22 protein-coding genes are annotated in these 20551 nt (G+C 69.0%); 10 read left to right on the forward strand and 12 right to left on the reverse strand.

Features of this window, described 5'->3' with window-relative positions:
* Window positions 1–43: 43 nt before the first annotated feature.
* Window positions 44–544, reverse strand: coding sequence for a hypothetical protein (locus ABD140_RS21235; RefSeq protein WP_344242653.1), 501 nt, complete (start codon window positions 542–544; stop codon window positions 44–46).
* 193 nt (window positions 545–737) lie between these two features.
* Between ABD140_RS21235 and ABD140_RS21240 the strand changes: the two genes are divergently transcribed.
* Window positions 738–956, forward strand: coding sequence for a hypothetical protein (locus ABD140_RS21240; RefSeq protein ID WP_344242654.1), 219 nt, complete (start codon window positions 738–740; stop codon window positions 954–956).
* A 49-nt stretch (window positions 957–1005) separates the two neighbouring features.
* Here ABD140_RS21240 and ABD140_RS21245 read toward each other — a convergent pair whose 3' ends face one another.
* Window positions 1006–2580 carry an acyl-CoA carboxylase subunit beta gene (locus tag ABD140_RS21245; RefSeq protein ID WP_344242655.1) on the reverse strand — a complete coding sequence of 525 codons (1575 nt, stop codon included), beginning with the start codon at window positions 2578–2580 and terminating at the stop codon, window positions 1006–1008.
* 253 nt (window positions 2581–2833) lie between these two features.
* Between ABD140_RS21245 and ABD140_RS21250 the strand changes: the two genes are divergently transcribed.
* Complete coding sequence (locus ABD140_RS21250; RefSeq protein ID WP_344242656.1) at window positions 2834–3319, forward strand: SRPBCC family protein; 486 nt, start codon at window positions 2834–2836, stop codon at window positions 3317–3319.
* A gap of 26 nt (window positions 3320–3345) precedes the next feature.
* Here ABD140_RS21250 and ABD140_RS21255 read toward each other — a convergent pair whose 3' ends face one another.
* The 5 genes from ABD140_RS21255 to ABD140_RS21275 form a co-directional block, all read right to left on the reverse strand.
* Window positions 3346–4017, reverse strand: a complete 672-nt coding sequence (locus ABD140_RS21255) for a hypothetical protein (RefSeq protein ID WP_344242657.1) — start codon at window positions 4015–4017, stop codon at window positions 3346–3348.
* A 33-nt stretch (window positions 4018–4050) separates the two neighbouring features.
* Window positions 4051–4821 carry a Mut7-C RNAse domain-containing protein gene (locus ABD140_RS21260; protein WP_344242658.1) on the reverse strand — a complete coding sequence of 257 codons (771 nt, stop codon included), beginning with the start codon at window positions 4819–4821 and terminating at the stop codon, window positions 4051–4053.
* Window positions 4822–4901: 80 nt separating this feature from the next.
* Window positions 4902–5510: a hypothetical protein gene (locus ABD140_RS21265; RefSeq protein WP_344242659.1), complete on the reverse strand. Its 609-nt coding sequence runs from the start codon at window positions 5508–5510 to the stop codon at window positions 4902–4904.
* A 170-nt stretch (window positions 5511–5680) separates the two neighbouring features.
* Window positions 5681–6553 carry a TIGR03619 family F420-dependent LLM class oxidoreductase gene (locus ABD140_RS21270; protein ID WP_344242660.1) on the reverse strand — a complete coding sequence of 291 codons (873 nt, stop codon included), beginning with the start codon at window positions 6551–6553 and terminating at the stop codon, window positions 5681–5683.
* Window positions 6554–6758: 205 nt separating this feature from the next.
* Window positions 6759–7397, reverse strand: a complete 639-nt coding sequence (locus tag ABD140_RS21275) for a TetR/AcrR family transcriptional regulator (RefSeq protein ID WP_344242661.1) — start codon at window positions 7395–7397, stop codon at window positions 6759–6761.
* Between the two features lie 92 nt (window positions 7398–7489).
* Here ABD140_RS21275 and cysD point away from each other — a divergent pair, with 92 nt between their 5' ends.
* Genes cysD through ABD140_RS21305 form a run of 6 tightly spaced genes read left to right on the forward strand, consistent with a single transcriptional unit; the run spans window position 7490 to window position 13823 of the window.
* A complete protein-coding gene (gene cysD / locus ABD140_RS21280) occupies window positions 7490–8413 on the forward strand; it encodes a sulfate adenylyltransferase subunit CysD (RefSeq protein ID WP_344242662.1) in 924 nt (307 codons plus the stop codon).
* Window positions 8413–10314, forward strand: coding sequence for a sulfate adenylyltransferase subunit CysN (gene cysN / locus ABD140_RS21285; protein WP_344242663.1), 1902 nt, complete (start codon window positions 8413–8415; stop codon window positions 10312–10314). The genes cysD and cysN overlap by 1 nt, the downstream gene beginning before the upstream one ends.
* Window positions 10315–10361: 47 nt before the next feature.
* Window positions 10362–10739 carry a nuclear transport factor 2 family protein gene (locus tag ABD140_RS21290; protein ID WP_344242664.1) on the forward strand — a complete coding sequence of 126 codons (378 nt, stop codon included), beginning with the start codon at window positions 10362–10364 and terminating at the stop codon, window positions 10737–10739.
* A complete protein-coding gene (locus ABD140_RS21295) occupies window positions 10736–11545 on the forward strand; it encodes an SDR family oxidoreductase (protein WP_344242665.1) in 810 nt (269 codons plus the stop codon). The genes ABD140_RS21290 and ABD140_RS21295 overlap by 4 nt, the downstream gene beginning before the upstream one ends.
* Before the next feature lie 17 nt (window positions 11546–11562).
* The gene (locus ABD140_RS21300; protein WP_344242666.1) at window positions 11563–12723 is read left to right on the forward strand and encodes a sulfotransferase family protein; all 1161 of its coding nucleotides are present in this window, start codon (window positions 11563–11565) and stop codon (window positions 12721–12723) included.
* A 38-nt stretch (window positions 12724–12761) separates the two neighbouring features.
* Entirely contained in the window at window positions 12762–13823 is a 1062-nt protein-coding gene (locus tag ABD140_RS21305) for a DUF1214 domain-containing protein (protein ID WP_344242667.1), read from the forward strand.
* On the opposite strand, the gene ABD140_RS21310 is transcribed toward ABD140_RS21305, so the two are convergent.
* From ABD140_RS21310 to ABD140_RS21325, 4 genes are all read right to left on the reverse strand, one after another.
* Complete coding sequence (locus ABD140_RS21310) at window positions 13818–14711, reverse strand: bile acid:sodium symporter family protein (protein WP_344242668.1); 894 nt, start codon at window positions 14709–14711, stop codon at window positions 13818–13820. The two genes, ABD140_RS21305 and ABD140_RS21310, sit on opposite strands and share 6 nt — an antisense overlap.
* A 246-nt stretch (window positions 14712–14957) precedes the next feature.
* Complete coding sequence (locus tag ABD140_RS21315) at window positions 14958–15749, reverse strand: ArsR/SmtB family transcription factor (protein WP_344242669.1); 792 nt, start codon at window positions 15747–15749, stop codon at window positions 14958–14960.
* 134 nt (window positions 15750–15883) lie between these two features.
* Window positions 15884–16780, reverse strand: a complete 897-nt coding sequence (locus tag ABD140_RS21320) for a polysaccharide deacetylase family protein (protein WP_344242670.1) — start codon at window positions 16778–16780, stop codon at window positions 15884–15886.
* A 30-nt stretch (window positions 16781–16810) separates the two neighbouring features.
* Window positions 16811–17836 carry an asparaginase gene (locus ABD140_RS21325; RefSeq protein ID WP_344242671.1) on the reverse strand — a complete coding sequence of 342 codons (1026 nt, stop codon included), beginning with the start codon at window positions 17834–17836 and terminating at the stop codon, window positions 16811–16813.
* Window positions 17837–18124: 288 nt separating this feature from the next.
* Here ABD140_RS21325 and ABD140_RS21330 point away from each other — a divergent pair, with 288 nt between their 5' ends.
* Window positions 18125–18850 carry an acetoacetate decarboxylase family protein gene (locus ABD140_RS21330; RefSeq protein ID WP_344242672.1) on the forward strand — a complete coding sequence of 242 codons (726 nt, stop codon included), beginning with the start codon at window positions 18125–18127 and terminating at the stop codon, window positions 18848–18850.
* Window positions 18847–19869 (forward strand): TIGR03617 family F420-dependent LLM class oxidoreductase, encoded by a 1023-nt coding sequence (locus ABD140_RS21335; RefSeq protein ID WP_344242673.1) that lies wholly within the window; start codon window positions 18847–18849, stop codon window positions 19867–19869. The genes ABD140_RS21330 and ABD140_RS21335 overlap by 4 nt, the downstream gene beginning before the upstream one ends.
* 74 nt (window positions 19870–19943) lie before the next feature.
* Here the strand turns inward: ABD140_RS21335 and ABD140_RS21340 are convergent, their stop codons facing one another.
* Window positions 19944–20546, reverse strand: a complete 603-nt coding sequence (locus ABD140_RS21340) for a TetR/AcrR family transcriptional regulator (protein WP_344242674.1) — start codon at window positions 20544–20546, stop codon at window positions 19944–19946.
* Window positions 20547–20551 lie beyond the last annotated feature (5 nt).

A 20551-nucleotide genomic window follows, 5' to 3' on the forward strand; every position in this document is an offset into this window, starting at 1 on the left:
ACCTCGTCAAAGCCATCGCCGTCCTGCAGAACCACCGAACCGCTCAAGCCGCCCGAGGATGAAAGAGGCTCAGTGCGCCGCCCGTGGCGTTGGACCCGAAGCGGTCACCTTCGGTCCAGGCCGCCTCCATGATGCAGGCATCGCCGGTGCTTCCGCCGATGCATTCCGCCGGGGTGCCACCCGTTCCGGTGTATTCGTCTCGCACACCGTAGGCGTAGTGCCCGAACTCGTGAATCACGATGAAAGGCTTGAACCGCTCATCGCCGTACAACGTCATGTGCCCGGTCTCTGACCGGATCCCGCGGACAGCCGAGGTGGAGCGCCCGTCCGGCTCAAGAAGCCAGGCGTCTGCGTTCCGGCCTCCGCTCGAGTTGTTGCAGACGTAGATCGTGCCGAACCGGTGCTGGCCGTCAGTGGCGTCGAACAGCAGGGCCGAGGCGCGTTCGAAAGCCGCCCTCCATTCCTCCAGGCGGGGGCTGTCGGCGTTATGCCGGAGGGAGACGACCAAATTGAACCGGTTCCCGACAAGTCGACCGACGCCCATTTAAACCTCCGCCATAAGGGCTGCTGGCCTGTTTTTATCCCGCTACCCTCCCGTCAATCGATCACCCAATGGAACTTGACGGAAGCAAAACCAGCATGGCGATTCCGTGGGACTTGGGAAACTATTATTTGATCTGTGTGCTTTTCGGTGCGGTCAGGGTGTGTTTTCCAAGTCGATCACTGTGTGATCTTCGGTGGTGATGATCGCCGGGTGCGGCAGGGCGGGGACGTCCGGCTGCGTCGGCCAGGCTGCAGGCAGGACGGCTCGCTATTACACCGCCGATGCAGAGGACAACACCTTCGTCACCATCGACTCCGCACGCTGTGACCATCAGCTCACCACCAGCACCAGCCTGAACGCGATCACCCGCGATCTCACCATTTGGCCGACCGCCCAGCCCTACCCGCGCTGACCGGCCGGCATTCAGGAACATGTCCTACTGGTGGGGGTGTTCGGCGGGCTCAGAGGGGGATGTTGCCGTGTTTGCGGGGGAGGGTGTCCGTGCGCTTGTTCTGGAGGGCGACGAAGGCTTCGGCGACCGCGGTGCGGGTCTCGTGGGGGAGGATCACCTCGTCGACGTAGCCGCGTTCGGCGGAGACGTAGGGGTTGCAGAAGTCGCGGGTGTACTCGGCCAGGAGGCGGCTGCGCTCGGCCGCCGGGTCCGCGGCGGCCTTCACGGTCCGGTGGTGCAGGACGGTGACGGCGCTCTCGGCGCCCATGACGGCGATCTCGGCGGTCGGCCAGGCGAAGTTGATGTCGGTGCCCAGGTGCTTGGAGCCCATCACGCCGTAGCCGCCGCCGTAGGCCTTGCGGGTGACGACGGTGACCATCGGGACGGTGGCGTCGGCGTAGGCGTAGATCAGCTTGGCTCCGCGGCGGATGATGCCGCCGCGCTCCTGGTCGAGGCTCGGGAGGAAGCCGGGCACGTCCACGACGCTGAGGATGGGGATGTTGAAGGCGTCGCAGGTGCGGATGAACCGGGCGGCCTTCTCGCTGGCGTCGATGTCGAGGGCGCCGGCCATGTGCATGGGCTGGTTGGCCACCACGCCCACGCTGCGGCCGTCGATCCGCCCGAAGCCGCAGATCATGTTGGGCGCGAAGAGGGGCTGGACCTCGAGCAGTTCGCCCTCGTCCAGGATGGTGTGGACGACCTTGCGCATGTCGTAGGGCTGGTTGCGCCTGTCGGGGATCAGCGAGTCGAGGGCCAGGTCCTCCTCGGTGAACTCGCGCGGCTCGGTGGCGGTGTAGACGGGCGGCTCGTCCAGGTTGTTCGACGGCAGGTAGCCCAGGAGCAGACGCACGTACTCGAAGGCCGACTTCTCGTCGGGCGCCAGGTGGTGGGCGACGCCGGAGATCGTGCTGTGGCTGTGCGCGCCGCCGAGCTCCTCGCGGTCCACCTCGTGCCCGGTGACCGTCTTGAGGACCTCGGGTCCGGTGACGAACATGTGCGAGGTGCCGTCGACCATCACGATGAAGTCGGTGATCGCCGGGGCGTACACGGCGCCGCCGGCGCAGGGCCCGGCCATGAGGGAGATCTGCGGGATCACCCCGGACGCCCGGACGTGCCGCTTGACCAGTTCCGCGTAGTAGGCGAGGGAGACCACGCCCTCCTGGATGCGGGCGCCGCCGGAGTCGTTGATGCTGATGATCGGGCAGCCGGTCTTCAGGGCCAGGTCCATCACCTTGACGACCTTCTCGCCGTACACCTCGCCCAGCGCGCCTCCGAAGACGGTGAAGTCCTGGGCGAACACGCAGACCCGCCGGCCGTCGATGGTGCCGTAGCCGGTGATCACGCCGTCGCCGAAGGGGCGGTCCTCGTCCAGGCCGAGGGCGGGGTTGCGGTGGCGGGCCAGCGCGTCGAGCTCATGGAAGGATCCGGGGTCGAGCAGACCCTCGATCCGCTCGCGGGCCGTCAGCTTCCCCTTCGCGCGCTGGCGCTCGACCGCGCGGGGGTCCTGCGGCTCGGCGAGACGGGCCCTGCGCCGCCGCAGCTCCTCCAGCTTCTCCGCCGTCGCTCCTGCGAAGTCATCAGGCATTGCGTCTCCCGCCGTCATCCGATCCGGTGGAGCGTATCGCCGATCGGGAGGGGAATGTCTAGATCCTGACGATATGCAATGTGGCCGCGGAATCTCCCGGCCGAGGGCAGGCCGGGCATGCCTTCCCTCGGGAGGATGATCTCGGCGAGCCGCTTCGCCCCGACCGGCCTGCCGTCGCGTCGCGCAGGCATGTTATGGATATCAAGTCCAATAACACGGCCCCTCGCTCCGGGAGCATCCCATGCCGCGCGTCATGTCCGTCTCAGACAGCGTCGTCGTCGCCCTCGACCCGGCGTCGGTCTACGCCCAGGTCAGCGATCTGACCCAGATGGGCCGGTGGAGCCCGGAGAACACCGGCGCCACGGTCCCCTCCGGCGGCGTCGCCGCCGGGACGGTGTTCGAGGGGCACAACAAGCGCGGGGCAGCGCGCTGGACGACCCGCTGCGTCGTCTCGGCCGCCGAGCCGGGAGTCCGCCTCGCCTTCCGGGTCGAGGCGATGGGCCTGGGCCCCCGCTTCGTCCGCGCGCGCATCGCCACCTGGGAGTACTCCTTCGAGCCGGTCGACGGCGGCACCCGCGTCACCGAGACCTGGCACGACGACCGCCGCTGGCCCAAGCCCCTGGCCGACCTGTTCGACCGGGTCGCCACCCGCGGGCATGTCTTCGCCGACTTCCAGCGCCGCAACATCGCGACCACCCTGGCCAACCTGAAGACCGCCCTGGAGAGCGCCGACCGGTAGGGCTCGGCGACGTCAGGTGGGCCCTGTCACCGGGTCCAGGCCCGTCTGAGGGCCTGGATCTCGGCGGGGCTGCTCTCCCGGGCGATGAAGGGGATCTCCAGCGCGTAGCGCATGCGGTCGCGGGGGATCCGGCGGTGCACTTCGGCGACGTCCTCGAGGATCTTGCCGTACAGGGACGCGCCGTCCATGCAGAAGACGTCGATCAGGACGAGGCGGCCGTCGACGGCTCGGCGTACGTGGGCGTCGTTCAGGTCGATCCCGTCCCACCAGGGGGTCGAGGCCCGGTACCGCGCGTCGATCTCGTGGGCCGCCCGGCGTACCTCCTCGAACTCGGCATCGCCGTCGCCGCGCCGCCACTGGTCGGCGATCTGCTCGGCGACCGCGCCGTCCACGGGAGCGGCGAACTCCAGGAAGACCACCGAACCGCCGCCGTCGAGATCGGCGGCCAGTTCGATCTTCGGCAGCCACCGGTTGCCGGCGCACGCGCGGCACAGGTCCACGAACGCCGCGTACGCGGGGTCGAAAGGGCAGACCCGGGCGACGAGCCGGCCCTCGGGGGAACGCAGCGCCGTCGCCCAGTCACCCGACCCGGATGGTGTCCAGCCCGCTTCCACCAGCTCGGCGAGGACCTGCCGATGCGACAGCGCCGCCCAGGCCAGCCGGGGAATCCGGGGACGGTCGGTATTCGGTTCGGCCATTTCCCCAAAGTAGCGTGCGCGAGTCGAGCGGGCCTAGCGCCGGGCGTTCGCCGCCGCGGTGATCTGCTGGGCCTGCGTGACGATCAGTTCCAGGCGGGCGTGGTGGGCTCCCTGCCAGTAGACCTGGCCGCAGCCGGTGCACTTGGCGAAGGCGTCGTAGGCGTGTTCCGTGCCGTCCTTGATTTCGGTGCGGATCGATTCCTTGGTCGTTTTGACGAGGTCGCCGTTGCAGGAGACGCAGCGTTCCCAGGGGGCGAGTTCCGGCGCGAAGCGTTCGAGTACCTCGCGCAGTTGCTGCTCGGGGTGGGTGCTGTAGACGTAGGCGCCGGCCCAGAGCTCGCGTCGGCGCAGGAGCCCGCGGTCTCGGGAGAGCAGCACGCGGCGCTCGGCGGCCGAACGGGCGGCCAGGGCGGGGTCGCCGATGTCCGTGCTCTCGTATGCGGTGTCGATGCCCAGCAGCCGCATCCGTCGGGCCAGGGTGCCCAGATGGACGTCGAGCAGGAAGCGCAGCGGGGCGCCTTCGACCCGCTGCGGACGGGAGACCGGGCGGACTTCCACGCTCTCACCGGCCGCCGGAACGTGAGCGTTCGGCACCGCCTGGCCGTCCACCAGGAGCCCGCCCACTTCAGTGAGGGGAACACCGAGGGATTCGACGACATGACCGAGCGTGGAGACACCGTCGGTGATCACGACGGTGGGCCCGATCCGGCGACGGGCGTCCACGAAAATATGCAGTTCGGGAGCGAAATTGAGCTGTATTTCCGGTCGAATCACCGCCATAGGATGCCATCCGTTCACTTCCATGACCAGCGCTTATCTCGTCCGCCCGGTGGGCCTCTTTCTTGTACGACGATATGCGAACTGCTCGTCGGCCAGGTACGGACTCATTGCACGAGGTCGTGGCGCATCGCCACGAACAGCGGCACGACGTCGGCCAGGCCCGCTTCGGTGTTGGCCGCGCCGGGGAGCGTGATGACGCCGGCGGTGTCGGCGTCCGACCAGGCGCACACGACGTCGCCGTCCTCGGGCACCCCGTGGAAGCCGCAGGAGGAGACGCCGCCGAGTGGACCGGGCTCCTCACGGCCGGTTTCGCTGAAGAGGTCGCCGCCGACGAGGTCGAGCATCCGCTCCTTGGCCCGTTCGGCCTGCGCGGCCCCGCCTTCGACCTCGGCGGCGAGTACCCGGCTGAAGTCGTCCGTGTCGTCGGGTTCGATGCCCGGCCTGCGGTAGTAGGCGTTGATCGTCGTGCCCGGACCCAGCTCGGCTTGCGGCGGCCTGCCGCCGGTCACCTTGGTGAAGCCCGCGACGGTCTCGGGTGCCGCCAGCCGCCGTTCCCCCGGCGCGGAGGTGGGCCGGCGAGGTTCGGGGATGTCCTCGCCCTCGGGATACCCGACGTAGCATCCGGCCAGCGAGATGAGCACGAGGCACCCTGCCAGCGCCCGGCCGAGCCGTCCCCGTCCGCCCACGTCGCCTCCCGCAGTCCCGTTGCGCACGCTGCCATGACAGCCGACCGGGCTCTGGCGAGAACAGGGACCGCGGTCCTCGCCAGAGCGGGACATCGCTCGGGAAGGCGGGACACGACTGCCGGGGCAGTCTGCCCTCTTCCAGTTATTGATCTACAATGTAAAGGCCCGCTCCGGTTGCACGGAGATCGTTCGGGCGGTCACCACTGGTGGACGAACTCGTCGGCGAAGCGGCGCAGGGCGTCCAGGCGTCCGGCGGGGGTCGCGACCGCGTTGTCCATGCGCCACGGGACGGCCCGGATCGAGGTCGCGCCGAGGTCTTCGAGGCGCCGCATCCCGTCCAGGTCGGTCACGTCGGTGACGGACACGTCGAGCTCGAATGGTTCGTCCGCCCGGCCGTACTCCGCGCGCAGCTCGCGCAGCCGGCCGATCGCGCGCTCCGTCTCGTCGTACGTCGCGTTGGTGGAGAGCCAGCCGTCGCCGAGCCGGGCGGCCCGCCTCAGTGCCGCCTCGCTGTGTCCCCCGACGTAGACGGGGACGGGCCGGTCCGGGGCGGGGCTGATCATCAGGCGGTCGAAGTCGTAGTGCCTGCCGTGGAACTCCACCCACTGCGGGCCCTCGCCCGCGCAGATCGCCTTGATGATCGCGATGGCCTCGTCGGTGCGCTGCCCGCGGGTGCGCATCTCCGTGCGGGTGAAGGTGAACTCCTCGGGGATCCACGCCAGACCGACGCCGAGCGCGATCCTGTTGCCCGACATCTCGGCCATCGTCGCGACCTGCTTGGCGGTCAGCAGCGGGTCGCGCAGCGGCAGTTTGAGCACCGTGGTGAAGAACCGCAGGCGCGTGGTCACCGCGGCCAGCGCCGACATCGCGATGAACGGGTCGGGCATCGGCATCTCCGGCGCCCACATCCGCTTGCCGTCGGGGGAGTAGGGGTAGTCCGCCGAGACGTGCTCGGGATAGAACACCGAGTCCGGCAGTGCCATCGCGTCGAATCCCGCTTCCTCGGCGGCATGGGCGATGTCGAACAGTTCGCGGCTACCGAGCATCGCCCCGGCCAGCGTCCACTTCATGAGTTCTCCGTAGGTCGTTCGGCGGCACGGCACGGCGGGGCCGCGTGCGGATGAGCGGCCGTCCCCGCGACGTGCCGCCTACGGTGAGCGGGAAGATCCGTCCATGGAGGGGGATGCTAGGGACCGGTTCGGCGGGTGGGGCCGGTTTCCCGGTGAGCGGTATTTTGCTCTGCTTGGACCGCTTCGCCTGCCCCGAGTCGGGGGCTCACCCGCCGTGTTCGGGAGCCCCGGCGGGAACGGTGATGGTCCGGCTCAGCGAAACCGAGGTGAACTCGATCAATTCGGCCGGATCGAGATCCGGTGCCCAGCGGTGGACGATGGTGTCGGATACCCCCTGCACCGTCGAGAGCACGAACGGGAGTACGGCCGGGTCGCGGCGCAGGGCGCGTCCTTCGGCGGCCGCGGCCTCGCGGAGCGCGGTGTGCAGTGTGTCGTTGTACTCCTCCGCGGTCCGGCGCACCTCGTGGATCGACTCGCGCTTGGCGCGCTCCTCGCCTTCGATGTCGCGCCAGGTCGCCGCGAAACGGCCCACACGGCCCCACTGGCGCGCGGCCTCGGGCATGATCCGGGCGAGCAGGGCCGCCACGCCCTGGTCGCGCGGGAGCGCCGCCACGAAGGAGCGGGACTCGATCTGGCTCTCGTTGAGCAGCGTGATGAAGAGGTCGTGCTTGTCGACGAAGTACTGGTAGATCAGTCCGACGCTGGTGCCGGACCGCTTGGCCACCGACCGGATCGTGAGGGCCGTGTACCCGCCCTCGTCCAGGAGGGCCGCCGCGGCGTCCAGTGTCTGGCGTCGCCGGGCCTCCGGGTCCCCGTAGACCGACCTGCCGCTCGATTCGCCCATCGGCACACTGTAACCGCGCGGCGCGGACCAAAGATTGAACAATGTTCGATGAGGGATTGAACAATGTTCATTCCCTCGCTAGCGTCATGGCCATGGACACCGACGCCATCGCGAGCAGGAGACTGACGCACCTGGAGAAGCTCGAGGCCGAGAGCATCCACATCATGCGCGAGACCATCGCGGGGAGCGAGAACCCCGTGATGCTGTACTCCGTCGGCAAGGACAGCGCCGTGATGCTCCACCTGGCCCGCAAGGCCTTCTACCCCTCGCCGCTGCCGTTCCCCCTGCTGCACGTCGACACGACGTGGAAGTTCCGCGAGATGTACGAGCTGCGTGACGAGTCCGCCGCCAAGGGCGACTTCGAACTCCTCGTCCACCAGAACCCCGAGTGCGTGGAGAAGGGCATCAACCCGTTCACGCACGGCTCGGCGACGCACACCGACATGTGGAAGACCGAGGGCCTGAAGCAGGCGCTCGACCACTACGGGTTCGACGCCGCGTTCGGCGGAGCGCGCCGCGACGAGGAGAAGTCCCGCGCCAAGGAGCGCGTGTTCTCCATCCGCTCGGCCGAGCACCGGTGGGACCCCAAGCAGCAGCGCCCCGAGCTGTGGCAGAAGTACAACGTGCGCACGTCCCCGGGGCAGAGCCTGCGGGTGTTCCCCCTGTCGAACTGGACCGAGCTCGACGTGTGGGAGTACATCCGCCTCGAGGGCATCCCGATCGTCCCGCTCTACTTCGCCGCCGAGCGGCCGGTCGTCGAGCGCGACGGCACGCTGATCATGGTCGATGACGACCGCATGCCGCTGCTCCCCGGCGAGGAGCCGCAGATGCGGAGCGTGCGGTTTCGCACCCTCGGCTGCTATCCGCTGACGGGCGCGGTCGAGTCCACCGCCCGGACGCTCACCGAGGTCATCCAGGAGATGCTCCTGACCACCACATCCGAACGCCAGGGCCGCGTGATCGACCACGACGGCGCCGCGTCGATGGAGAAGAAGAAGCAGGAGGGCTACTTCTGATGCCGCGCCAGTCCGAGCTGATCGCCGAGGACATCGAGCAGTACCTCGAGCGCCACGCACGCAAGTCCATGCTCCGCTTCATCACCTGCGGCAGCGTCGACGACGGCAAGAGCACGCTCATCGGCCGCATGCTGTACGAGTCGAAGATGCTCTTCGACGACCAGCTGACGGCCCTCGAAAAGGACTCCCGCAAGGTCGGCACCCAGGGCGACGGCCTCGATTTCGCGCTGCTGGTCGACGGCCTGGCCGCCGAGCGGGAGCAGGGCATCACCATCGACGTGGCCTACCGCTACTTCACCACCGAGCGGCGCAAGTTCGTGGTCGCCGACACCCCGGGCCACGAGCAGTACACCCGCAACATGGTCACCGGCGCGTCCACCGCCGACCTCGCGGTGATCCTGGTGGACGCCCGCAAGGGCGTCCTCGCCCAGACCCGGCGCCACTCGTTCCTGGCCTCGCTGCTCGGTATCCGCCATGTGGTGCTGGCCGTCAACAAACTCGACCTCGTCGGCTACTCGCAGGAGGTGTTCGAGCGGATATCCGGCGAGTACGCCGAGTTCGCCGCCGAGATCGGGCTGAGCGACGTCGTCGCGATCCCGCTGTCGGCCTACGTCGGCGACAACCTGACCGAGCGCAGCGACAACACTCCCTGGTGGACCGGGCCGACCCTGATGGATCACCTCGAGTCCGTCGAGATCGAGGACGAGGCCGGCTCCGGCCCGTTCCGCATGCCCGTGCAGTGGGTCAACCGCCCCCATCTCGACTTCCGGGGCTTCTCCGGCCGGATCGTCGGCGGTGCCGTGCGGGTCGGGGAACGCGTGCGCGTCCTGCCGTCCGGCCGGGAATCCACCGTGGCCCGCATCGTCACGATGGACGGCGACCTCCAGGAGGCGATCGCCGGCCAGTCGGTGACGATCACGCTCACCGACGAGATCGACATCAGCCGGGGCGACGTCCTGGCGGGTGCGGACTCCCCGCCGGACACCGCGGACCAGTTCGAGGGGCATGTCGTGTGGATGAGCGAGCACGAGATGCTGCCCGAGCGCCCCTACCTGTGCCAGATCGGCACCATGACCGTGCAGGCCCGGATCACCAGGCCCAAGTACAAGATCAACGTCAACACCCTCGAGAAGACCGCGACCAGCACGCTCGTTCTCAACGAGATCGGCATGTGCAACATCAGCTTCGACCGCCGGGTGCCCTTCGACGCCTACACCGAGAACCGGGAGACCGGCGGTTTCATCCTCATCGACCGGATCACCAACGCCACGGTGGGCGCAGGGATGCTGACGCACGCACTGCGCCGGTCCCACAACATCCACTGGCAGACCGTGGACATCGACGCGGAGGCGCGCACGCGCCTGAACGGCCACCGCTCGCAGGTCGTCTGGCTGACCGGCCTCTCGGGCTCGGGCAAATCGACGATCGCCAACGAGGTCGAGCGCCGACTGTACGCGCTCGGCTGCCACACCTACCTCCTGGACGGCGACAACATACGCCACGGCCTGGGCCGCGACCTCGGATTCACCCCGGCCGACCGGGTCGAGAACATTCGGCGCGTCACCGAGGTCGCGCGCCTGATGGCCGACGCCGGCCTCATCGTCCTCGCCTCGTTCATCTCGCCGTTCCGCGCCGAACGCAACGCCGCCCGTGAGGCGATCGGGGAGGGGCTGTTCTGCGAGGTGCACGTCGACACGCCCCTCGGCGTCGCCGAGCAGCGCGACCCGAAGGGCCTGTACAAGAAGGCACGGCAGGGCGTTCTGGAGAACTTCACCGGTGTCGATTCGCCCTACGAGGCCCCGGAGTCTCCCGAACTGCGGATCGACACCACCACGACGTCTCCCGCCGAGGCGGCCGACCAGATCATCGAGCACCTGCGCCGCCGCCGGGTCATCGCCTGAGCGTCCGCGGTCCGGTACCCCGCAAGGCACTGAACGAAGGAGTCACGTTGCCCACCCGAAACGACATCTGCCAAGCGATCGACTCGTACGTCTCCTTCCTCGGAAGCCACGACGTCGACCGGCTGGTCGCCCTGTTCAGTGAAGACGCCGTCCAGCATGAGCCCCTGGGCGTGCGGAGCTACCGGGGCATTGAGGAGATCCGCCGGTTCGACACCGAGAACGCGAAGGTGGACTTCACCGTCACCCGGCTCTCGCCGATCACCGTCGTGGGGAGGTTCGCGGCCACCCAGTTGAGGGTGTCGGTACCGGGGATGCCCGACTTCGTCGCGACCGATCTGTTCGAGTTCGACGACGACTGCAAGATCGTCTCCTTGCGGGTCCTTCCCGACCCGGAGGCGGCGGCCGACGGATCGGGGTCGGCATGACCTTGCAGGAAACCGGCCGTGTGCCGTGGGCGCTGCTCGAGGACAAGGTCGTGGTGGTCTCCGGTGCCGGACCGGGTCTCGGGCGGGCGATCGCCGTGGGCAGTGCCCAGGCGGGCGCCAAGGTCGTCGTGGCGGCGCGGTCGGCCGCCCGGCTCGAGGAGATCACCGAGGAGGTCCACCGCCTCGGCGGGGTCGCCGGCGAGCTGCCCGTCGACCTGACCGACCGGGCTTCGATCACCGGCCTCGTGGACCGGACGCGCCGGCGGTTCGGCCGGGTGGACGCCGTCGTCTTCAACGCCTTCAGCCGGCCCCCGCTTCAGCGGCTGCTCGACACCGACTCCGACACGGTCCGGCAGAGCTCCGACATCAACCTTCTGGCCGCGCTGGAGGTCGTGCGCGCGTTCGCCCCCGGCCTCCAGGAGCACCACGGCTCCGTGGTGATGATCAACTCGATGGTGCTGCGCAACCGGCTGCCCGACTTCGGGGCGTACCGCGTGGTGAAGGCCGGGCTGCTGGCGCTCGCCAGGAGCCTGTCCGTCGAGCTGGGGCCGCTGGGGGTGCGCGTGAACTCCGTGGCGCCCGGATACATCTGGGCGGACTCGGTCAAGGCGATGTTCGCCCGGCTGGCCCGGGAGCGGGGGGTCGACCCTCAAGTGGTCTACGACGAGGTGGCCGCCGAGACCGACCTGCGCAGACTGCCTGAACCCTGCGATATCGCCAATGCCGTGGTGTTCCTCGCCTCCGACGCGGCGCGGGCCGTCACCGGCCAATGCCTGGACGTCAACTGCGGACACACCCACCACTGACACGGGAAGGAAGAACGGTGACACAGCTGGATTCGACCCGGAAGGCCGGGAGCGTCGGGACCGCCGAGGAACTCCGGCGCGCCGCCTGCGAGGCCACCGGGCTCGACGACTTCGGCGGCGACGACCACCTCGAGGGTCTGAGCGTCCTCATCGACTCCTTCGAGCGGGAGGCGGACCTCACCCCGCACGGCGTCCGGATCGCCCGTGCGATGATCCACTCGGCGCTGACCGGGCGGCTGCGCAGCGAAGCGGCCTTCAAGAAGCACCCCGAACACGTCGATGTCGCCATCGAACGGCCGATCTTCATCTGCGGCCTGACCCGTACCGGCAGCACCGCCCTGCAGCGCCTGCTGGGCGCCGACCCCGCACACCAGGGGCTGGAGATGTGGCTGGCGGAGAACCCGCAGCCCCGGCCGACCCGTGAAGAGCAGGCGCACAACGCCGACTTCCAGCGCTGCGACGCCTTCTACCGGGCCAGGCAGGCCAAGGAGGCGGACCTGATGAAGGTCCACTTCATGGGCGCCGAAGAGGCCGAGGAGTGCTGGCGGCTGCTCCAGCAGACCCTGCTGTCGATCTCGTATGAATCGGTCGCCTACGTCCCGAGCTACTCGCGCTGGCTCGCGGCGCAGGACTGGACCGCCACCTACGCCCGTTACAAGAAGAACCTCCAGCTGATCGGGCTCAACGACCGCGACCGCCGCTGGGTGCTCAAGAGCCCCAGCCACGTCTTCGCGATCGACGAACTCATGAAGAACTTCCCGGACGCGTTGATCGTCCGCACCTTCCGGGACCCGCAGACGTCGATGGCCTCGACGTTCAGCCTGGTCGAGCAGGGCAAGCACGACATGTCGCGCGCGTTCGACCGCGAGGCCATCGGGCGCACCCAGCTCGACCTGTGGTCGCGCGGCAACGCCGGCTTCAACCGGGCCCGCGCCCGCTACAACCCCGACCAGTTCGTGGACATGGACTACCGGGACTTCGTCGCGGACCCGATCGGCACGGTCGAGAACCTCTACGCCGCCTTCGGCCTGCCGTTCACCGAAGCGGCCCGCACCGCGATCGAGGAAGCGCACCAGGCCAGCCTCGCCGACCACCGGCGGCCGTCACACCAGTACCGCCTCGAGGACTTCGGCGTGACCGCCGAGGAGGTCGAGGAGAAATTCTCCGCGACGAACTGAGCAAGAGACCCGACGACGAACAGCGCAAGGGAGAACACATGAATGCCACCTGGGACAAGTTCTGCGCCGACCTGCTCTCGCTCGGCGACATCCTGTCGGACGAGATCGTCCCGCAGGATCCCCTCACACAGGCCGAGGGCGTGCGCTACCTGAGCAGGCTCCTGCGCTACGCCACCATCAACTGCGTGGAGTACACCGACCCGCGCTGGCCGCAGTTCACCTCGGCGCCGAACCCCAACATGATGACCAAGATCGGCGCCGACAACCCCGACAACGTGTACATGCGCGCGAACATCACGGGCAGGTACAGCTACCGGATCACCGGGACCCGGGGGACGGTCCCGCTGCTGACCTTCGGCTCCCGGGTGAACCGGTACCACATCGACGGCACGATGCTGCAGACGGGCGACCTGCACGGCCATGACCTCGAACTCGACGAGCACGGCCGGTTCTCCTTCATCGCCTCCGTCGAGAAGCCGGACGCGGGCGCCTGGCTTCCGCTCGCCCCGGACAGCAACCTCATCTCGGTACGGCAGACCTACCAGGACCGCCCCAACGAGGTCCCGGCCGAACTGTCCATCGAATGCCTGGACCCCGACACCGAGTTCGAGCCGCTGACTCCGGAGCAGATCGAGGGGCGCCTCACCAACGCCGTCAACATGGTCCGCGGCACCGCGAAGACCTTCCTGGAGTGGTCGCGCGAATTCCAGCCGCACGCCAACCAGATCTTCGACAGGGGCCAGGAGCAGTTCCAGAACGCCGGCGGAGACCCCACGATCTTCTACCTCCACGGCTACTGGAAGCTCGCCGAGGACGAAGCCTGGGTCATCGAGACCGAGGTCCCGGACTGCGAGTACTTCAACTTCGTGCTGCAGAACTTCTGGGTGGAGTCCCTCGACTACCACCGCACGAACATCTACATCAACAACCACACGGCCAAGCTGAACGAGGACGGCACCCTCACCATCGTCGTCGCGGCCGAGGACCCCGGATACGGAAACTGGATCAACACCGACTCCCACTCGGAGGGAACCTGGGCACTGCGATGGATCAAAGCGGAATCGCACCCGATCCCCACGAGCAAGGTCATCAAGCTATGACGGAGTGCCTTGCGGTTCCGTCTCCGACCGCTCCATCCCGTCGATGCGCGTGATGCAGAAGCCGAAGGCGGTGGCGAGCAGGTACATGACGATGCTGTACACCGCGGCGGGGATGGCGACCGTCGTGCTGTCGAGGACGCTCAGGGCGATGGTCAGTGCCACGGTCGTGTTGTGGATGCCGACCTCCATGGAGGTCGCGATCGCCTGCTCTCTCCGGAGCCGGAACAGTCGCGCTCCGGTGTAGCCGAGAGTGAGGCTGGCCAGGCAGAACAGCGTGACCAGGAGCCCGACCTCGCGGGCGTAGTCCACGAAGTTCTCACGCTCTCCGAGGATGGCGCCCAAGGAGACCGCGACCAGCACCACGATCGAGAAAATTCGCACTGGCCGGTCGGCGCGTACGGCGAAGGCGTCCGACCGTTGGCGCACCAGCATGCCGATGGCGACCGGCACGAGAACGATGGCGATGACCTGGAGGACTTTGCCGAACTGGAGGCCGAGCGTGCCCTCGGCGTCGAAGAAGCCGATCGCCAGGTTGGTGATCAGCGGGATGCTGACCGCGGCGAGCACCGAGTTGATCGCGGTGAGCGTCACGTTCAGCGCGACGTCACCGCGGAACAAGTGGCTGTAGAGGTTGGCCGTCGTGCCGCCCGGTGAGGCGGCCAGGAGCATCACGCCCACGGCGATCAGCGGGTCGACGTCGAAGGCCTGGACCAGGCCGAAGGCCACCAGCGGCAGCACGAGCACCTGCAGGACGAGCGCGACGATCACCGCCTTCGGGCTGCGGGCCACGCGGCGGAAGTCACCGGGGGTCAGGGAGAGTCCGAGCCCGAACATGATGATGGCCAGCGCCACCGGGAGTCCGACGGCGATCAGTGCCGAGTCGTTCACGGTATTCCTTCACGGTGATTGCTTCCGGCGACGGAAGGTCTTTCGAGGGGGAGTGTTCGTCGTCGGTGTCGCGCTTTCGGCTGCGCATCACGTGGTCGCCGTCGGGCGCGGCCGTCGGTCTCGTATCGGTCGGCCACCGGCCGGAGGGGGGAGCGGGGCGGAGGTTTTCGGGGACGGGTCAGTTGTATCCGTTGCTCCCGGCGGTGAACAAGGGTTTCGCGGTGGTGTACTCGGCGGTCGGGGAGGTCACGCATCGTCCGGCAGCGGTTCGCCGGTCTCCAGCAGCGTCTTCAGGCTCGCCACCACGTTCGGCCAGCCGTGGCCGACCATCTCGGCCAGGCTCGATCCGGGCTCGAAGCCGTCGTGCACGACGGTGAGCTTCACGACCTGCCCGGCCTCCTCGAGCGTGAAGGTGACCTTCGAGCGGGCCTCACCGGACAGCCGGGTGAGCAGCTCCTCGTCCCAGCCGAAGCGCTTGGCGAGCTCCGGGGTGATGGCGTGCCAGGTGTAGGAGAGCCGGCTGTACGGTTCGGCCTCCAGCACGACCTGCTCCGGGTCGCTGATCAGCACGCCGTGGTTGTCCCAGGTCATCGGCGAGCCGACGGACCAGTCCGTGGTGAACTCCGTGGCCCAGTAGCGGCGGGTGAAGGCGGGCTCGGTCAGCGCCTGCCAGAGCTTCTGCGGGGTGGTGCGGATGTAGGTGGTGTAGACGAAGGTCGGCGCGTCCATGGGGGTCTCCTCCAGGGCGAGTTTCAGGTCCGCCAGGGCTTGGACCCTGGCCCGGTCGTAGCGGCTGATCCAGCGGTGGGCGATCTCGTGCACGGGCGCGGCGTTGAGGTAGTGCAGCTTCTCCCGGCCCCGCCGCACGGTGGTGACGAGCCCGGCCTCCTCCAGCACCGCGAGGTGCTTGCTGACGGACTGCCTGGCCATGTCGAGTCCTGCGCACAGCTCGCGCAGCGTCTGCCCGTTGCGGACGTTGAGCGAGTCGAGCAGCGCGCGCCTGCTCGGATCGGCCAGCGCCTTGAACACCTCGTCCATGCCCGCCCTCGCATCCGGTCGCCGCCCGCCAATAGGCAGCCTTTCGGCTGCCTAATTTAGGCAGCCAGATGGCTGCCTGTCAATGCGCGCGAACACAGGGCGTCGGGACCGTCCGGCGCGGCCGGGCCAATGCTTCAGTGCGACGGGCGTGAAGGCCGGTAGGGGCTGCGCCGGGCGTAGTCGTCGGCGATCTCGTCGAACGTGGTCCAGCGGACGCCGTCGTGGCGGTTGATGTGCTCGATGATGCGCTCGTGCATGAGCAGGGACTGCGGACGGCCGGAGACGTCCGGGTGGATCGTCATGGTGAACACCGCGTGGTCGTACTCGCGGTGGACCCAGTCGAACTGGTCGGTCCAGAGGTCTTCGAGGTCGCGGGGACTGACGAATCCGTGGCTGTTCGGGCTGGCCTTGATGAACATCATCGGAGGCAGGTCGTCGAGGTACCAGGAGGCGGGAATCTCGATCAGCGGGGTCTCCTCGCCGCGGACCAGCGGCTTCATCCAGTCTTCGGCCGGCCGGTCATAGTCGATCTTGGTCCAGGAGTCGCCGACCCGGATGTAGTACGGCTCGAAGTCGCGATGCATCAGCGAGTGGTCGTACTTGAAGCCGCGGTCGAGGAGCAGTTCGTTGGTGATGCGTGAGAACTCCCACCAGGGGGCGACGTAGCCGGTGGGCCGCCGGCCCGAGCGGCCTTCGATCAGCTCGATCGAGCGATCGAGGACCGCCGCCTCCTGTTCGCGGCTCATCGCGATCGGGTTCTCGTGGCTGTAGCCGTGTGCTCCGATCTCGTGCCCGGCGGCCACGCAGGCGTCGAACTGCTCGGGGAACGTCTCGATCGAATGCCCCGGCCAGAACCAGGTGGAGGGCAGCCGGTGGCGGCGGAACAGCTCCAGCAGGCGAGGGACGCCGACCTCGCCCGCGAACAGGCCGCGGGAGATGTCGCAGGGGGAGTCCTCCCCGCCGTACGAGCCGAGCCAGCCGCCCACGGCGTCGACGTCCACGCCGTACGCCACCAGAATGTCCTTCGCCATGACGCCCCCTGTCCTGTCCCGGTGAGGCCTTCATCGCCGCCTGGATGATGGAGAACGGGCCCGCGCCCCGGCCTCGGCGAGCCAGGACCGGCATCTGTCGGCGACCGCCGAGGGCGCCGCGGCCGGGGTGGCGGCGATGGCGGCCGCAAGCAGCATCCGGGTCTGCCAGGGGGACAGGTCGCCGGCGAAAAGGGCGCCGCCGGCGTTCAGGTCGCTGCTTCCTCCGGCGTACAGGCCGACCACGGGGCCGGCGCCGGTCCGGCTGGTGACCGCGATCGGAACGCCCTCGTGCAGCGCCTCCAGACACGCCTCGGTGACCTGCGGCGTGGTGTTCCCGACCCCGAAGCCGGCCATCACGATGCCTCGGGCACCGGCACGGCGCACCGCGTGCAGGGCGGTCGCATCGGCTCCGAGATACTGCGCCACGACGTCGACCCGCGGCAGGTCGGCAGGGGCTCCGGTCAGCAGCGGCCCTGGCAGGCGGGGGACGGCTTGAGGCCGGATCCCTTCTTCGTCGACATGCGCCAGCGGGCCGCGGCCGGGCGCCGAGAACGCGTCGAGCGCGAGACTGTCGGTCTTGCGCAGGCCGATCGCGGGCCATATCCGTTCGTCGAAGGCCACGGCCACCCCCGTGTGGCGGGCCTCATCGCAGGCCGCCCAGCACAGCGCGGCCGCCAGATTGCGCGGGCCGTCCGCGCCGGGGGCGCCGTAAGGGCGCTGGGCGCCGGTCATGACCACCGGCACGGCCGAGTCGTGCGCCAGGGCGAGCAGGAACGCGACTTCCTCCATCGTGTCGGTGCCGTGCGTGACGACGACGCCGTCGGCGTCCGCGGCGGCCGCGCCCACTTCGGCCGACAGGGCGAGCGCGTCGGCGACCGTGGCTGCGAAGCTGACCGTCCGGCGCACTTCGCGGACCTCGACGTCGACGCCGGAATCGGCCCAGACGTCCCGGGACGCCGCGAGGAGGTCGCCGGTGGCCACGCCGACCCGGCGCCCGTCCGGTCCGTCGGTGGTGGCGATGGTGCCGCCGGTGCCCAGCAGGATCAACCGGGGCACGCGGCCGCCGCCAAGTCGGACTTACCTCCTGAATCAATGCGATATCTACGCATATCAATCAGGGTCCCCGGCGAACCGGAAGGCCAACACCAAGGTTTCGTTTCGGGTCCCTCTTGCGGGACCCGGCTCGACCGGGTGCTCCGCGGCGGTCGGGCGGGTCTCCGCTCCTGTTATCCATCATCCAGATTCTGTATGTTGTATGACACAGGTGGTGCGCCCTTCGCCGCCTGTTCTGGATGGAGTTCGTCGATGCCCCCGACGACCTCACCACCCCGATCCGGAGGCAGCATGACCGCCCATCGTGTCCTCGACCAGACCGTCACCATGCCCGTCGCGGTCCGCGACGCCTCCGCCGCGACGATCATCTATGACGTCGACCTGGCGGCCGCCCGGCGCCTGGCGCCCGAGGGCTTCGAGGTGGTCGAGTCCCAGCCCGGCCGTGCGCAGTTCGTCCTCGCACTGATCGACTACCGGGACAACGACCTGGGCTCCTACCGCGAGATCGGGACGATCCTGTTCGTCCGGCCGGACGGCGGCGGCCCCGAGGGCACCTTCATCACCCGCCTGCCCGTCGACCAGGAGTTCACCTGCGTGGCCGGCAACCAGATCTGGGGATATCCCAAGACGGTCGAGCACATCGAACTCACCCAGACGCCGACCACCTCCCGCTGGACCCTCACGATGGACGGCGCGCTCGTCCTGGACATCACCGTCCCCCGCGGCGGGACCGACGAGATCCCCGTCATGGAGATGACCTCCTACACCGTGCTCCACGGCCGCCCCCACGCCACGGTCTTCACCCAGGGCGGGACCGGCGCCCGGCTCCAGGTCGGAGGCGAGGGCGTCAGCCTGCTCCTGGGCGACCATCCGGTCGCCGCCGAACTCGCGGGGCTCGGGCTGCCCTCCGAGCCGGTCTCCGCGGTCTGGATCGAGAAGATGCAGGGTTCGTTCGAGGAACCCCGGCCCGTGGCCGGCGAACGCGCGGCGTCGCGCGGAACGGAGAGCGGTCGATGAAGCTCGACGTGCAGCTGGACGGCCGGCCGGACGAGGCGGCGCAGCGTGCGCGCACGCTGATCGCCGCCGGAGTGGACGGCCTGTTCACCTTCGAGGGCCCGCATGATGTGTTCCTGCCGCTGATCGTCGCGGCCGGCTCGTCGGACGTCCCGCCGACCGACCTGATGACCAACGTCGCGATCGCGATCCCGCGCAGCCCGATGCACCTGGCCAACATGGCCTACGACCTGCAGCTGCTGAGCAAGGGCCGGTTCCGGCTCGGGCTGGGCTCGCAGATCAGGCCGCACATCGAGAACCGGTACGGCTCGACCTGGAGCAGGCCGGCCGCCCGGATGCGCGAGACGGTGCTCGCGGTGAAGGCGATCCTGAACTCCTGGCAGGACGGCACCCGGCTCGACTTCCGCGGCGAGTTCACCAAGCACACCCTGATGCCCGCGACGTTCGTCCCCGGACCCAACCCCCACGGTGTGCCGCCGGTCCTGCTCGGCGCGCTGGGCCCGGTGATGACCCGGACCGCGGCCGAGGTCGCCGACGGGCTGCTGGTGATGCCGTTCCACAGCCGCCGGCATTTCCGTGAGCGCACTCTTCCGGCCGTGGCCGAGGGGCTGAAGCTGGCGGGCCGCGAGCGGATCGACCTGTACCCGCAGGCGATCGTCGCCATGGGCGACACCCCCGAGGAGATCGAGGCCGCGTCCTTCGGGGTGAAGGCCCTGCTGGCGTTCTACGGTTCGACTCCGGCGTACCGGCCGGTCCTGGACATCGAGGGCTGGGGGGACCTGCAACCGGAGTTGAACGCGCTGTCGAAGACCGGTGACATCATGACGATGATCGGGCTGATCGACGACCGGATGATGCGGACTCTGGCGGTCGTCGGAACACCGGCCGAGTGCGCGGCCGAGATCGGGAGCCGGTTCGGCGACGTCGCCGAGCGGATCTGCGCCTATTTTCCCGGATCGACCCACCCGCCGGAGACGATCGCCGCTCTCGCGACCGCACTCAGGACGACGGGATCCGGCTGAGCGCGGACCCGCACTCGGTCTTCGAGTGCGGGCTCCGCACCGCGGGCGGACGGTCTGGTCCCGCTCCCCGGCCGTCAGGGGCGGGGCGTCTCGCGGTTCGCGGGCCGCACGCCGTTGAGGAGGATGCGGACCGTCCTGTCGATCCAGTCCGGGGTGAGGCCGTCGGGTCCTCTGGTCAGGGTGGCGGCCAGGGCGGAGCCGATAACCATCTCCAGCATCACGAGCGCGTCGACCTCGGCGTCGAGTTCTCCGCTTTCGACCGCCGCGGCGAGGTTGGCGTCGAGTCCGCGCCACCCCTGGGCGGAGAACCGGTCGAGGAGGCGCCGGTGGATGACCGGATCGGTCGCGGCCTCGGCTATCAGGCCGGGTACGGCGATGCGGGCCAGGGGCGTGGTCAGGAGTTCCACGGTCCGTCGCACCAGTTCGCGCAGATCTTCGGCGAATGAGCCCGTCTGGGGCGCGCTGACGGTGACGCTGTCGCGGAAGGTCGCCTCGTGGACGAGGTGGGCCTTGCTGGGCCAGCGCCGGTAGACCGCGGGCCGGGACGTACCGGCGCGGTCGGCGATGGCGGCCATGGTCATCTCGGTGTAGCCGACCTCTGCCAGCAGCTCGGCGGCTGCGGCCAGGACGGCGTCGTCGATGCGGGCGCTACGAGGTCTTCCAAGGGGGTTGTTCATTTTCG

It is taken from the genome of Actinocorallia libanotica (assembly GCF_039525175.1).
GTDB lineage: Bacteria > Actinomycetota > Actinomycetes > Streptosporangiales > Streptosporangiaceae > Actinocorallia > Actinocorallia libanotica.